General features: G+C 67.0%; 12 protein-coding genes. 8 read left to right on the forward strand and 4 right to left on the reverse strand.

Annotated features, from left to right (window positions below):
- The first annotated feature begins 101 nt into the window (after window positions 1-101).
- Both G5B40_RS12685 and ygfZ read left to right on the forward strand, forming a co-directional pair.
- Window positions 102-644, forward strand: coding sequence for a YbjN domain-containing protein (locus tag G5B40_RS12685; RefSeq protein ID WP_165099211.1), 543 nt, complete (start codon window positions 102-104; stop codon window positions 642-644).
- An 8-nt stretch (window positions 645-652) separates the two neighbouring features.
- Window positions 653-1,456, forward strand: a complete 804-nt coding sequence (gene ygfZ / locus G5B40_RS12690) for a CAF17-like 4Fe-4S cluster assembly/insertion protein YgfZ (RefSeq protein WP_165099213.1) — start codon at window positions 653-655, stop codon at window positions 1,454-1,456.
- A gap of 15 nt (window positions 1,457-1,471) precedes the next feature.
- Here ygfZ and yghU read toward each other — a convergent pair whose 3' ends face one another.
- Both yghU and G5B40_RS12700 read right to left on the reverse strand, forming a co-directional pair.
- Window positions 1,472-2,347 (reverse strand): glutathione-dependent disulfide-bond oxidoreductase, encoded by an 876-nt coding sequence (yghU, locus tag G5B40_RS12695; protein WP_165099215.1) that lies wholly within the window; start codon window positions 2,345-2,347, stop codon window positions 1,472-1,474.
- Between the two features lie 50 nt (window positions 2,348-2,397).
- Window positions 2,398-3,285: an SDR family oxidoreductase gene (locus tag G5B40_RS12700; protein ID WP_165099218.1), complete on the reverse strand. Its 888-nt coding sequence runs from the start codon at window positions 3,283-3,285 to the stop codon at window positions 2,398-2,400.
- A 55-nt stretch (window positions 3,286-3,340) separates the two neighbouring features.
- On the opposite strand from G5B40_RS12700, the gene G5B40_RS12705 reads away from it, so the two are divergent.
- A complete protein-coding gene (locus G5B40_RS12705; RefSeq protein ID WP_165099220.1) occupies window positions 3,341-4,228 on the forward strand; it encodes a tetratricopeptide repeat protein in 888 nt (295 codons plus the stop codon).
- Window positions 4,229-4,252: 24 nt separating this feature from the next.
- A complete protein-coding gene (locus G5B40_RS12710; protein ID WP_165099223.1) occupies window positions 4,253-7,456 on the forward strand; it encodes a 2Fe-2S iron-sulfur cluster-binding protein in 3,204 nt (1,067 codons plus the stop codon).
- A gap of 124 nt (window positions 7,457-7,580) precedes the next feature.
- On the opposite strand, the gene G5B40_RS12715 is transcribed toward G5B40_RS12710, so the two are convergent.
- Window positions 7,581-8,504 (reverse strand): GlxA family transcriptional regulator, encoded by a 924-nt coding sequence (locus tag G5B40_RS12715; RefSeq protein WP_165099226.1) that lies wholly within the window; start codon window positions 8,502-8,504, stop codon window positions 7,581-7,583.
- A gap of 79 nt (window positions 8,505-8,583) precedes the next feature.
- On the opposite strand from G5B40_RS12715, the gene G5B40_RS12720 reads away from it, so the two are divergent.
- The gene (locus tag G5B40_RS12720; RefSeq protein WP_165099229.1) at window positions 8,584-9,834 is read left to right on the forward strand and encodes a sarcosine oxidase subunit beta family protein; all 1,251 of its coding nucleotides are present in this window, start codon (window positions 8,584-8,586) and stop codon (window positions 9,832-9,834) included.
- Between the two features lie 20 nt (window positions 9,835-9,854).
- Here the strand turns inward: G5B40_RS12720 and G5B40_RS12725 are convergent, their stop codons facing one another.
- Window positions 9,855-10,553 carry a hypothetical protein gene (locus tag G5B40_RS12725; protein WP_165099232.1) on the reverse strand — a complete coding sequence of 233 codons (699 nt, stop codon included), beginning with the start codon at window positions 10,551-10,553 and terminating at the stop codon, window positions 9,855-9,857.
- 137 nt (window positions 10,554-10,690) lie between these two features.
- Here G5B40_RS12725 and G5B40_RS12730 point away from each other — a divergent pair, with 137 nt between their 5' ends.
- From G5B40_RS12730 to G5B40_RS12740, 3 genes are read left to right on the forward strand one after another with little or no spacing between them, the layout of a single operon-like run.
- A complete protein-coding gene (locus tag G5B40_RS12730; protein ID WP_165099235.1) occupies window positions 10,691-10,948 on the forward strand; it encodes a sarcosine oxidase subunit delta in 258 nt (85 codons plus the stop codon).
- The gene (locus G5B40_RS12735; protein WP_246209496.1) at window positions 10,938-13,892 is read left to right on the forward strand and encodes a sarcosine oxidase subunit alpha family protein; all 2,955 of its coding nucleotides are present in this window, start codon (window positions 10,938-10,940) and stop codon (window positions 13,890-13,892) included. The genes G5B40_RS12730 and G5B40_RS12735 overlap by 11 nt, the downstream gene beginning before the upstream one ends.
- Window positions 13,885-14,475, forward strand: coding sequence for a sarcosine oxidase subunit gamma (locus G5B40_RS12740; RefSeq protein WP_165099240.1), 591 nt, complete (start codon window positions 13,885-13,887; stop codon window positions 14,473-14,475). Before G5B40_RS12735 ends, G5B40_RS12740 begins: the two co-directional genes overlap by 8 nt.
- Window positions 14,476-14,507: the final 32 nt, after the last annotated feature.

The raw sequence follows: 14,507 nt of genomic DNA on the forward strand, positions 1-14,507 counted from the left end.
CACGGACAGTCTCCCGCCCGCCATGCCATGCGGCAAGCGATATTCCGGGCCGCGGGAGCGCGGGCGCGACAATTCCGATATCCGTGCTAGACTCATCCGCGATGAAAACCAAATCACTGAGCGTATTCCCGGCCTGTGCGCTTGCGTTCGCGGCCGGGCTCTGGAGCGCGCCGGCCGCGAGCGCAAGCACCGTGCTGACCTCGATCTCTCCGCAGACACTGGAGGCTCTGCTGGAGGCGGAGGGCGCGATGCTGACGCAGGTGACGACCGGCGGCGATACGACCCTGCGATCGGAGCCGCTGCAAATCGGCCCGTCAGACGTCAAACCGATCGCGTTCGAAGTCTTCTTTTACGAATGCGACGGCGGCGATTTCATCGATCCGGCAGGGCCCGGCAGCGCCTGCCTCAGTTTCGAATATCGCGCGCTGGCGCCCAGCCTGGTCCCCGGCGAGGATGCGGAAATCGCGAATCGCTGGAACGAAATCTATCATTTCGGCAAGGCGTGGCGGGACGAATTGGGCGAGGTCGCGCTTCAGATGAGCGTGGTGGTTGATGGCGGCGTGACCGAGGAAAACATTCGCGCGACCTATCGGCGCTGGCGCATCACCCTGGCGGCGTTCGCTGAATATCTCGATATGGAGTGAAGATAACGATGAACTGGCTGATCGACGGGCGCCGCGGTGTTCTCCGGCTTTCAGGGCCGGATACGGTTGCATTCATGCAAGACTTGGTAACCTGCGATCTATCCCGAATCGAATCGGATCGGCTGGCCTATGGCGCGCTCTTGACGCCGCAAGGCAAATTCCTCTTCGATTTCTTCATCTGGGCCGATGGCGACGACCTGCTGATCGACGTCGCCGCCGACCGCGCGCCGGCGCTGGCGCAGCGTCTGACCCTCTATCGCCTGCGCCGGAAGGTCGATCTCGCGCAGACCGAACTGAAATGCGCGCTCGGCTGGGGCGGCGATGCGCCCAAGGGCGCGCGGCCCGATCCGCGCCACGAAGCGCTCGGCTGGCGGCTGATCGACGCGGACCCGCAACCTCCCGAAGGCGCGCGCCCTGCCACATTCGCCGATTATGACGCGCTTCGTGTCGCACATTGCGTGCCGGAGAGCGGGGTCGAGCTGATCCCCGATGAGACCTACATACTGGAGGCTGGGTTCGAGCGCCTCCACGGCGTCGATTTCCGCAAGGGCTGCTATGTCGGTCAGGAGGTCACCGCGCGAATGAAGCACAAGACCGAACTGAAAAAGGGTCTCGTACGCGTCCGGGTCGACGGCGAGGCCGCGCCCGGAACGCCGGTAGAGGCGGACGGCAAACCGGCGGGAACGCTTTTCACCGTAGCCGACGGAGAAGGGCTCGCCCATCTCCGCTTCAACCGGGCGACGGGCGAGATGACCGCCGGCGCCGCCCGTCTTCACCTGCTCGACCCGGTGACGAGCGAAGCGGCCCGGTGACGCCTGCGCGCCAGCCTAATTCACCGCTTCGAGCTTATCCTGCGTTCGCGTCGCGAAGTCCGAGGCGTCGTGGCGTTCGTGAAGCTGGGTTTCCGGCTCGCCGAAAGCGCGGTTGACCATGCGCCCACGTCTGACCGCCGGGCGCGCGTCGATCGCCTTCGCCCATTTCTGGACGTTGCCGTAGGTTTCAACGTCAAGAAATTCGCCGGCGTCATAAAGCCTGCCGAGGGCGAGCTGGCCATACCAGGGCCAGATCGCCATGTCGGCGATGCTGTAGTCTTCGCCGGCGACATGGGCGCTCTCGCCGAGACGGCGCTCCAGCACATCCAACTGGCGCTTCGTCTCCATCGCGAAACGATCGATCGGATACTGCCACTTTTCCGGCGCATAGGCGTAGAAATGTCCGAAGCCGCCGCCGAGATAGGGGGCGGAACCCATCTGCCAGAACAGCCAGTTGAGCGTTTCCGTCCGGGCCGGACCGGATTCAGGAAGAAATTCGCCAAATTTTTCGGCGAGATGGACGAGGATCGAGCCCGACTCGAAGACCCGCACCGGCTCCGGCCCGCTTCGGTCCACCAACGCCGGAATCTTCGAATTCGGGTTGGCCGCGACAAAGCCGGAGCTGAACTGGTCGCCATCGCTGATCCTGATCAGCCAGGCGTCGTACTCGGCGCCCTCGTGGCCACGCGCGAGCAGTTCCTCAAGCATGACCGTCACCTTCACGCCGTTCGGCGTCGCCAGCGAGTAGAGCTGGAGCGGATGCTCGCCCACCGGCAGGTCCTTTTCATGGGTCGGGCCGGCGATTGGTCGGTTGATGCTGGCGAACTTACCGCCGCTTTCAGCCTCCCACTTCCAGACCCTGGGCGGCTCATAGGTGGATTGTTCGGTCATGCGACGATCTCCTTTGTTATGATTTGCCGGCGGCGATCCGCGCCTCGACGTCAACTTATGCCCCGCTCGGGCCTATGCAATGGCGCCGCGGCGCCCTCTTCCGCCAGATCGGCGATCAGCCCTTCCCGATAGGTCGGATAGGCGAGCGTGACGCCCAGTTCGTCACGCAGCAGGCGGTTCGAGACGCGCTTCGATTCGGCGTAAAAGCTGCGCGCCATGGGCGAAATCTCGGCTTCCTCGATAGGGATCGCGGGGGGCGGCGTCACGCCGAGCAGCCGCGCGGCGTACTCGATCACATCTTCCGGAGGAGCCGGAAGATCATCGCAGAGATTGTAGATCGCGCCGGGATGCGGACGCTCGACCGACGCGAGAAGCGCGGCCGCGAGGTCGTCGCGGTGAATACGGCCGAAGACCTGCCCCGGTTTGACGATGCGCCACGCCGCGCCGTCCCGGAGCTTGGCGAAGGGGCTGCGGCCTGGCCCGTAGATGCCGGCGAGACGGAAGATATGAAGCGGGAGACCCGCCGCGCGCCACTCCGCCTCCGCCCTCACCCGGCGGACGCCGCGGACGGTCGTGGGGGCGAGCGGGCTCTTCTCATCGACCCAGTCGCCGCCGCGGTCGCCATAAACACCCGTCGTCGAAAGATAGCCGACCCATTCGAGCCGCGGCGCCAATTTCAACGCGGCGCCAAGGGCGCGCAGCACCGGGTCGCCAGCCTCATCCGGCGCCGCGGAGACCAGAAGGTGCGTCGCCTCCGCCACGATTTCGGGCGCCGGCGGCCAGAGCGCCGGCCGCACGCCGAGGGCGGCGATCGCAGCGCCGTCCGCAACATTGCGATGCGTTCCGATCACTCGCCAGCCGCGTGCGATCAGAGTTGGCGCCAGAGCGCGCGCTGCGTAGCCGAGGCCGGCTGCGAGCATGAGTGGTCGATCTCCCATTGGGTCTCGCTTCACGGGTCGATATGGTGCGGCATTCATAGCTGACGGAGTCGCCATGACGCGAGCCCTTGCGCCCCTCATCACGCCCCTGCTCCTGATCGCGCTCGCGCCAGGCGTGGCGGGGGCGGTCAGTTCCTATAGCAAGTGCGCGGCGCTGGTTGAAAAGGACGCGGAGCGCGCGCGAAACGCGGCTGTGGACTGGTATGAGGCCACCGGCGCACTTGGCGCGTTGCACTGCGAGGCGATGGCGCTCTCGGCTCAGGGCGCGAACCGGACGGCGGCGGAGAAACTGGAGGCGCTGGCCGGCGCGCCCGAGCTGGCGCCGGAGGAGGCGGCGGCGGTCCGCGTACAGGCTGCGCGACTTTATCGCGCCGAAGGCGACGATGCGGGCGCGACGGCCGCGCTGGCGCCGGCGCTGGCGCCCGCCCTCGGCGCAGCGGCGGCGCCGGCCTATGTCGAACGCGCGACGATTCGCGGCGGCGCCGGGGATTGGACGGGGGCGCGCGCAGATCTCGACACGGCGCTGCGCCTTCGCCCTGGCGATGCGGAAGCGCTGGCCCTCAGGGCGGCGGCGCGGCGGCTCAGCGGCGACACCGCCGGCGGGCGGGCGGACGCCGAAGCGGCGGTGGCCGCCGACGCCGTCCATGCGCCGGGCTGGTTCGAACTGGGCATGGCCGCGCGCGCCCGCGGCGACGAGACGGAGGCCCGCCGCGCCTGGCTCGCCGCCATCGAAGCCCAACCGGATACGCAGGCGGCGCAGATGGCGCGCGCCGCGCTCCAGGAGATGGATGCGCCGTCGAGCACAGCCGCGCCGGCGCCCTCCGCGCGGGTTACGGCGCCGGAACCCGTGGCCGAACCACGCTCCGAGGTCCGCGCCGAACCTGACCCCGAACCAAAGCCAGAGCCGGCGCGGACGCCCAAACCTCAGCGAATTGACCGATGAACAGCCGCGAAAGCACAACCTGAGATGCGATTCCTGTCCGACCGGGACAGGCCGGTTCACCTCGGCCCGTTTCCACTCGAGACTCTGAAGCGCGCGGACGCCATCGACCTGTCGGCGGCGCCGCCATTCCACCCGCTCGCCATGAAACGGGAGGCGGAGGCGACCTCGCTCGTCAATGCGATGACCGATTATCAGGCGGTGCTCGACGCGATCCGCGACGGCCTCGTGAAAGCTGAGCGCGGCCGCTTGCCGACCGACCCGGTAGAGCGCGCCAATCATCTGAAGTCATTCGCCTATTTCTGCGATGCGGCGCAGGCGGGGACCTGCGTCCTGACGCCGAAGATGTTCCTGGACGAGCCGGTCGCCAACGCGGATGTCGCGCGGCTGGCCGAGGATCTTGCGACGCGACAAACGACGACGCTGGCCTCCGGCATCGACGTCATCATGGCGGATCTGCGCGATTCCATGCGGCGGCCGCCGACCTCCGCCGCGCATCACACCCACGCGCTGGTGTTCCTTCACGAGTTTCCGCGCGAACCCGAAACGGACGAGCCTGGCGCGGAATGGATCAGAGGCTGTCAGGCGGAGCGCGCCTGTCTTCGCGGGGCCGAACTTGGCGCGATCATCGCCAATTATCTGCGCCTCCTCGGCTTCGAGGCGCGCGCACACAACGCCACGGCGACGGATGTCGATCTGAACCGGCTCTGCCTCGCGGCCGGACTCGGCGAGGTGGAGGGGGGTGCGCTCTCGAACCCCTATCTCGGCCAGCGTTTCGGAATCGCGGCGGTGACGACGACGTTCGGGATCGCGGCCGATCGGCCGCTCGCGCCGCGCGCGCCGGCGGATCGCTGGCGAAGCCACGGCCCCGGCTGGCGCGGCCTGGGTCGGCATCAGCGCCATGCCGGCGATGAAACGCCGTTCGCGAAGCGCCGCTTCGTCGACGGCGCACATCCCTTCGAGACGCTGAAGCGCGTCGAAACGCCAACAACCTATATCGACGAAGCACATGTCGCCCGCGTGCCAAAACGCGCCGACATGTTCGCGCGCGCGCAGTTCGGCGATATGGGGAAGACGGTGCAGGATGGCGCGCGAATGGGGAACTATGTGAGGAAATCCGCGCTTTCCTACGCCTTTCGCCAGGCGCTCGGCGCGTTCACGCTGATGCAGGACGGGCCGGCGCAGGACGGAGCGCGACCGAAGGACGCCGACCGGAACGCAGAGAACGTGAAAGCCGCGCTCTATTTCCTCGGCGCGGACGCGGTCGGGATCAGCCGCTGCCCGGACTGGGCCTATTACAGCCATGACGCGGCGGGCGCGCCCCTCGACGCCTATCACCCGAATGCGATCTCCGTAATCATCGATCAGGGGCGCGAGACGATGGAGGGCGCTTCCGGCGACGATTGGGTCGCTGCGGCGCAATCCATGCGCGCCTATCTGCGGTTCTCTCTCCTCGGCGGGATCGTCGCCGAACAGATCCGCCGGCTCGGCTGGTCCGCCCGCACACACACGGTGATGGATGGCGAGGTGCTGCAGCCGCCGCTTCTGCTTCTCTCCGGTCTCGGCGAGGTCAGCCGGATCGGCGAGGTGATCCTGAACCCGTTCCTCGGGCCGCGGCTCAAATCAGGCGCGATCACCACCGACATGCCGCTGGCTCACGACAAACCGATTGATTTCGGGCTGCAGAGGTTTTGCGAGTCCTGCAACAAATGCGCCCGCGAGTGCCCGTCGGGCGCCATCACCGCCGGACCGAAGCTGATGTTCAACGGCTATGAGATCTGGAAATCGGACAGCCAGCGCTGCACACAATACCGCATCACGCAGCAGAACGGCGCGATGTGTGGGCGCTGCATGAAAACCTGCCCCTGGAACCTTGAGGGCCTCTTCGCCGAGAAGCCGTTCCGCTGGGCGGCGATGAATCTGCCTGGCGCCGCCAAAGGACTCGCCGCGCTCGACGACAGGCTCGGGAACGGCCGGCTCAACAAGGTCAAGAAATGGTGGTGGGATCTGGAGATGGAGGGCGACGGCCCCTACCAGCTGACCGAAACGGAGGTGAACGCGCGCGATCTGCAACCGGACCTGAACCTTCGCTACGAAGATCAGGTTCTCGCCGTCTATCCCGCGCCGCTGGCGCCGCCGCCCTTTCCATTTCCCTTCCCGATGGATCGTGAAGCGGGGATCGAGGCCTATCAGGCCATGGTCGGGGCGAAGGAGCATCGCGAGCGGGTCGCGAAGGGCGACCTGCGCGTCGTCCACGAGTTCAGGATACCCGAAGGCCCGCCGCCGGTGATCCGCGCGGAAGTGGAGCTGGCCGAACGGATGACGCCGGATATCACGAAATATCGGCTCCGCGCCGCCGATGGCGCGGAATTGCCCGCAGTCGAGGCCGGCGCGCATATCGACATCGTCGTCGCGCCGGAGTTCTTCAGGCAATATTCGCTGTCTGGCGATCCAGCCGACCGCTCGGCCTACGAGATCGGCGTCCTGCGGGAGGATTCGGGGCGCGGCGGGTCGAAGCTGATGCACCGGATCTTTACGCCCGGCCGCAAGGTCTGGATCGGCAGGCCGCTCAATCATTTCCCGCTGGAAGAAAGTGCGACCAGGACGCTGCTGATGGGCGGCGGCATCGGCGTCACCCCGATGATCGCGATGGCGCATCGCCTCCACGCCATCGGGGCGGATTTTGCGCTGCATTATTCCGCCGCCACGCGCGCCGCCGCCGGCTATCTGAAAGATATCGCCGCGGCGCCGTGGGCGGAGCGGGCGCATCTCCATTTCTCCGACGAGGGGACGCGCATCGATCTCAACGCGGTGATCGGCAAATGGACCGAAGGTGCGGTTCTCTACACATGCGGACCAGATCGCTACATGAACGCCGTTCTCGCGGCGGGCATGGCGCACGGATGGCCGGAGGAAGCGTTGCGGCGCGAATATTTCTCGGTTCCCGAACAGCCGGAGTGGGAGGATCACCCGTTCACGCTCCGGCTCACCGACGGGCGAGAGGTCGAGGTGGCGGCGGATGAACGCCCGACCGCCGCGCTCGCCCGGATAGGGGTGAGCGTGCCGATGAAATGCGAGGACGGGATCTGCGGCGTCTGCAAATGCGGCGTGCTCTCGGGAGAAGTCGAACACCGTGATTTCGTCCTCGGCCCGAAGCAGCGGGAAACGCAGATGATGCTCTGCTCATCGCGGGCGAAGGCGCCGGGCGGCGTCATCTCCATCGACCTTTGAGCCGTTTGGCGCGACGCTGGCGTCCGCGTGTCTCCTGCGATGCGACAGGAGCCCTGACCGTATCCGATATCGGGAAAAACAGGGCGAATGGATCGCCGCCGTGCGCATGGCGAGGCTGACGCCGTCACCCGCGATCCGCCGAGGGGCTAAGACCATACACCGCGCGATAGGCGGTCGAGAGGTGCGAAGGGCTGGAGAACCCGCTCGCATAGGCGATTTCGGTCAGCGGCAGACTGGTCTGGCGCATCAGGTCGCGCGCCCGCGCCAGCCGCAGGTCGCGGTAGGCGGCGGCGAAACCGCGTCCGACCCGCTCGCTGAAGAGACGGCCGAGCCGGCGCTCGGAAACACCTAGCCGGGCCGCGACCTCGGCGCGCGAGAGCGGCGTCGCCGCATTCGTCTCCATCAGCGCGAAAGCGGCCGCGAGCAGGGGATGGCGCTCACCCATGCGCGCGCGCTGACGGCCGGCTTCGGGGCGTATCTCCGTGTGATGGAACCAATCGGACACCTTCGCTGCGAGTTCGGCCCCATGATGATCCGCGATCAGCGCGTGCATCATGTCAAGCGGCGCCGCCCCACCGGCGGAGGTCACCCGGTCGCGGTCGATCACATAGAGCGCGCGGGTCAGCGCAAGGTCCGGCTCCGCCTCGGCCAACGCCTCGGCATGTTCCCAGTGGACGGTCATCCGACGGCCCGCCATCACCCCGGCGGCGGCGAGAATGACCGGCCCGCCGGAGACGCCGCCGATTCGCACGCCGGCCCGCGCGGCGCGGCGGATGAAGGCCATGGCGCCGGCATGACGAAACCGCTCCGGTCGCCCGCCGGCGACGGCGATGAGAAGATCGGGATTCGTGGCGGCGGCGGCTTCCTCCTCGCACGGGATCTCGGCCCCCGAGGACGCCGCGACACGGGCGCCTTCGGGCGCGATATGGCGCCAGTCATATAGCCGGCGCCCGGAAAGGAGATTCGCCGCGCGCAAGGGCTCCACAGCGCTCGCGTAGGACATCAGCGCGAAACCGGGAACAAGAAGAAACGCGACGCGGTAGGCCATGCTGAAATCTATAAGAAATCGGTCGAAAAATGAAAGCCCGCGCCGCACAGCGCAGTCACTCTCGCTTGAGGAGCACGCCATGACCTATTCCGTATTCTCGATCATCCGCGAGGGGCTGACCGGCAACCGGGGCTGGAAACCCGTCTGGCGGGAGCCGGAACCGAAGGCGGAATACGACGTCGTCATAATCGGCGGGGGCGGTCACGGCTTGGCGACGGCTTGGTATCTGGCCCGCAATCACGGGATCACCAATGTCGCCGTAGTCGAGAAGGGCTATCTCGGCTCCGGCAATATCGGTCGAAATACGACAATCATCCGCTCGAACTATCTGCTGCCCGGAAACGAACCCTTTTATGAGCATTCGCTGAAGCTCTGGGAGGGGCTGGAGCAGGACATCAACTATAACGCCATGGTTTCGCAGCGCGGGGTGCTGAACCTCTGCCATTCCGACGCGCAGCGCGACGCCTTCGCGCGGCGCGGCAACGCCATGCTGATGGCCGGCGCGGACGCGGAGTTGCTGGATCGGGACGGGGTGCGCAAGCTCTGCCCGTTCCTGAACTTCGACGACGAACGCTTTCCGATCACCGGCGGGCTCCTGCAGCGTCGTGGCGGCACCGTGCGCCACGACGCCGTGGCCTGGGGATATGCGCGGGCGGCGGATGGACACGGCGTCGATCTGATCCAGAACTGCGAGGTCACGGGCATCCGCCGCGAAGGCGGCCGCGTCGTCGGCGTCGAGACGACGCGCGGTTATATCGGCGCGAAAAAAGTCGCGATGGCCGCCGCCGGGCGCGCCGGGCAGGTTGCGGCCATGGCAGGGCTTCGCCTCCCGATCGAGAGCCATGTCTTGCAGGCCTTCGTCTCGGAAGGTCTGAAGCCGGTTGTGCCGGGCGTCGTCACTTTCGGGGCCGGGCATTTCTATGTCAGCCAGTCCGACAAGGGCGGGCTGGTCTTCGGCGGCGATATCGACGGCTATAATTCCTACGCCCAACGCGGCGCCCTGCCCGTCGTCCAGGATGTTTGCGAGGGCGCGATGGCGATCATGCCGATGCTCGGGCGGGCGAAGCTGCTGCGCTCCTGGGGCGGGATCATGGACATGTCGATGGACGGCACGCCGATCATCGACAAGACGCCGGTGGACGGGCTCTACCTGAATTGCGGCTGGTGCTATGGCGGCTTCAAGGCGACGCCGGCCTCGGGCTGGTGCTACGCGCATCTAATCGCGACCGGCGAGCCGCACGAATATGCACGCGAAATGCGGCTCGACCGGTTCGAACGCGGTTACGCGATCGACGAAAAGGGAGTCGGCGCCCAGCCGAACCTGCATTGACGACCATGCGCCCCCTCCAGTCAGGCCTTCCGGCGGCCCAAGAAACCGAACAGCCCAACGGCCCCCAGCAGGAACGTCGCCGACGTCGGAAGCGGCACGACCGTCGTCGGCGCGGCGAGGCCGGTGATCGTGGTCGACAGGGTCAACCCGTCCTCGATGCGGCGGCCGTAGATCGTCATCGTTCCGCTCAGGTCAAACGCCATGGCGTTGGTGACAAGAGACGGAAACAGGGAATCCACATGCGGATCCTGATCCAATTGTCCGTTTCGAAGCGGCGATTCGAAAATGAAGGAAAGCAGATCGCCGTCGCCGGAGCGGGAAATGGACGAGAAACCCGTGTCGCCCAGCCCGTCCGTGCGGAAATCGGCGTCGAGGTCGAAGCCGCCGAACCCGGTCAGGTCGAAGCCGATAACCTGGAAATTATCGGAGAAGCCATTGTTGAGCAGGGCGGTGATGCGGGGGCCAAATATCAGCGCGCCGGTGTTGCCGGAACGCGTCACCCGGTTCTGAACGTCATAGCCGGCGACGAAGATACCATTCTGGAAAAGCGCAGTGATCAGATTGTCGTTCTCCACGGTTCCAACAAGGTCCGGGTCGGCCGCGACGGATGTTCCGCCAGGAAACACCAACCCGCCCGGGGTCAGCGGCAGGGCGGCGGCGGGAAGCGAAAGCGTGGCGAGGGCGACTGCAGCGAAGGCGGCGGCTTTCAAGAAATGCATTGGCCCAGTTCCTTTCAGGTGCATCCCGCAAGTTGCAAACGCCGCCAGACCTATCGCCTTCACCGCGATTACGCCGTGACTTATCGCGCATCCTTCGTGACGGCAGGCGCAATTCGATACGAGACGGGGGACCGGCCATGAGGATCGACTGCCCTTTTTGCGGCCCGAGGATGGGGGAGGAGTTCGTCTATCTCGGCGACGCCGCGATGCTGGAGCGCCCGGAGGATGGCGCGACGGTGGATTACGTGTTCCTTCGGGACAACCCGACTGGCCGGCATCGCGAGCTCTGGCGCCACGAGGGCGGCTGCGGGTCATGGCTGGTGGTCGAGCGGAACGTGTCCACACACGAGATTTACTCGGTGCGGCTGGTCGATGAGGCGCGCCATGCAGGTTGATCGCCTTTCCGCCGGCGGCTTGATCGACCGGACAAAACCGGTTCGCTTCCGCTTTGATGGCGCGACATATGAAGGGTTCGAGGGCGACACGCTCGCTTCGGCGCTCCTGGCGAACGGCGTAAGGCTAATGGGGCGATCGTTCAAATATCACCGGCCGCGCGGGCCACTGACCGCCGGATCCGAAGAGCCGAACGCGCTGGTGACGATCGGCGCCGGCGCATGGACCGACCCGAATGTGCGCGCGACGGTGCAGGAGGTTTTCGAGGGCCTCGAGGCGCGGAGCCAGAACCGGCTCGGCTCGCTGAAGTTCGATCTGATGGCGGTGAACGATCTCTTCCATCGCTTCTTCGGCGCGGGTTTCTACTACAAGACCTTCATGTGGCCGGCGGCGTTCTGGGAGCGGCTTTACGAGCCGTTGATCCGGCGCGCGGCCGGGCTCGGCGCGCTCTCCGGCGCGCCGGACCCGGATTGCTATGAGCACGCCGCGACACATTGCGATCTTCTGGTGATCGGGACGGGTCCGGCCGGACTTATGGCGGCTTTGACCGCTTCACGCGCCGGCGCGCGGGTCGTCGTCGCCGATGAGGATTTCCGTATGGGCGGGCGTCTCAACGCCGAAAGCGGCGAGATCGGAGGCGGGTCGGGCGCGAGCTGGGCGGAGAGCGCCATCGCCGAACTGGCCGATGCGCCCAATGTCACGCTGATGCGGCGGACAACGGTTTTCGGCGTCTATGACGGCGGCGTCTATGGCGCGCTGGAGCGGGTGGGCGAACATCTCTCCCGGCCGCATGAGAACCTGCCGCGCCAGTGCTTCTGGAAAATCGTGGCGAAACGTTCGGTGCTGGCTGCGGGTGCGATCGAACGCCCGATCGCCTTCGACAACAACGACCGGCCCGGCGTGATGCTCTCCGGCGCGGCGCGGACCTGGATCAACCGCTACGCGGTGCTGCCGGGCCGGCGCGCCGTCGTCTTCACCTGCAACGACGACGGCTGGCGCACGGCGCGAGATCTGCGCGCGGCGGGGGCCGAGGTGACTGTGGTCGACAGCCGCCCCGGCGCGCATCGCGACGAAGGGTTCCGGGTCATCCGCGGCGGCGCGGTCACGGACGCGCGCGGGCGGCTTCGCGTCGATCATGTCTCGGTCCGGCACGCCGGCGGCGCGGTGGACAGCCTGAGCGCCGACCTCGTCGCGGTGTCAGGCGGCTGGTCGCCGAGTGTGCATCTGACATGCCATCTGGGCGCGAGACCGGTCTGGAACGAAGAGATCGCCGGCTTTGTTCCGGGACCGAACACGCCGCCGGGCATGATCGTCGCCGGGGCCGCGAAGGGGACATTCTCCACCAGCGCCTGTTTTCGCGAGGGGGCCGAGGCGGCGGCGGCGGCGCTCGAAGAGATCGGGATAGCGGCGCGCGCCATCGAGTCGCCCGAGGTCGAGGACGACGCAACCGCGATAACGCCATTCTGGATGGTCGAAGGCGCCAGTCGCGCATGGCTCGACCCGCAAAACGACGTGACGGTGAAGGACCTGAAGCTTTCATATCTCGACGGGTTCCGCTCGGTCGAACACATGAAGCGCTACACCACGCTCGGCATGGCGACAGATCAGGGCAAGACCGCGAACGCCCCGGCCATCGCCGTCATGGCCGAACTGACCGGGAAAAGCATCGTTGAGACCGGAACCACGGTTTTCCGGCCGCCTTATACCCCGGTGCCGATCGCTGCTTTCGCCGGACGCCATCGCGGCGCGCATTTCCACCCCACCCGCCTGACGCCAAGTCATGACTGGGCGAAGGCGCACGGCGCCGATTTCGTCGAGACCGGGCTCTGGCTCCGCGCGCAATGGTTCCGGCGCGGCGCCGAGAAGGGCTGGCGCGACAGCGTCGACCGCGAAGTCGATACGACGCGGCGCGCGGTCGGGATCTGCGACGTCACCACGCTCGGCAAGATCGACGTGAAGGGGCCGGACGCTGGGGCGTTTCTCGACCGACTCTATCAGAACGCGTTCTCCACGCTCAAGGTCGGGCGCTGCCGCTACGGGCTAATGCTACGCGAGGACGGGATCGTCTTCGACGACGGCACGGCGGCGCGGCTGGCGGAGGATCATTACCTCGTCACCACCACCACCGCGAAAGCGGTGCAGGTAATGCGGCATATGGAGTTCTGCCGGCAATGCCTCTGGCCGGAGCTAGACGTCTCGATGATCTCGGTCACCGAACAATGGGCGCAATACGCCGTCGCCGGGCCGCGCGCCCGCGATCTGATCGGGAAACTGGTGGACGAAGGCGTCGATATCTCGAACGAGGCGATGCCCTACATGGGCTGCGCGCCGGTCTCGATCTGCGGCGGGGTGAAGGCGCGGCTTTTCCGGCTCTCCTTCTCGGGCGAGTTGGCTTACGAGATCGCGGTTCCGGCGCGCTATGGCCACGATCTGATGGAAGCGCTGGTCGCCGCCGGCGCCGAATGGGGCGGCGCGGCCTACGGCACGGAGGCGCTGGGCGTGATGCGAATCGAAAAGGGCCACGCCGCCGGGAACGAGCTGGACGGGCGAACCACGGCCGGGGATCTCGGCATGGCCCGGCTCGGCGCGAAGAAGCAGACCGGCTTCATCGGGCGCGAGATGGCGCGGCGCGAGGGACTGCAGGCCGTGGACCGACCGGCGATGATGGGGTTCCGCCCACTCGACCCCAGTGAGAAGCTGTCCTCCGGCGCGCATTTCCTTGACCCCGGCGCAGAGCCGTTGACGCAGAACAGCCTCGGCTGGATGACCTCGGTCGCCTGGTCGACGGAATTGCAGAGCTATGTCGGTATCGGTTTCATCCGCAACGGCGCGGTCAGAAAGGGCGAACGGGTCAGGGCCTGGGACGGGCTGCGCAAGACCGATATCGAGGTCGAAATCGTGAGCCCGCATTTCGTCGATCCGGAAGGGGAGCGGCTCCGTGGCTGAATTCACTCTGAAAGCACGCTCGATTTTCGAAGCTGTGGGCGGCGCGCACGCGGAAGCGCAGGGCGTCGTCTTCGACGAAGCGCCGAAGCGCGCGTTGGTCTCTCTCGCGGCCCGGCGCGGCGCGGCCAAGGCGCTGACGGCGGCGCTGGACGCCGCCGAGAGCCTCACACTGCCCGGTCAAGGACAGAGCGCAGAGGCGTCGGGACTCGTCGCTCTCGCCCTCGCGCCGGGACAATGGTTCATCGCCTGCGCGGACGCCGAATCTGATCTCGAGGCGCGCATCAGGGCGGCGGCGGGCGATCGCGGCGACGTAACCGACATCTCCGACGGGTTCGTCGCGCTGACGCTCTCCGGGCGGCGGGCCCGCGACGTTCTGGCGCGGCTCTCGACGCTCGACTACGCAGATGCGAATTTCCCGGAAGGTGCCGTCGCGCGCACGATAATGGCGCAGATCGGCGTCGTCATTCGCAGATTGCCGGACGTGGACGAGCCGACCTACGCGCTGGAGACCGCGCGCTCCTCCGCCCGCAGTTTCGCGCATGACGTCGCGACGGCGATCAGCGCGGTCGCAGCGCGCGGCTGATCGCCCGGCAAGGCTGGAAATCCGTCACTCAC

Source organism: Pikeienuella piscinae, from assembly GCF_011044155.1.
Lineage (GTDB): Bacteria > Pseudomonadota > Alphaproteobacteria > Rhodobacterales > Rhodobacteraceae > Pikeienuella > Pikeienuella piscinae.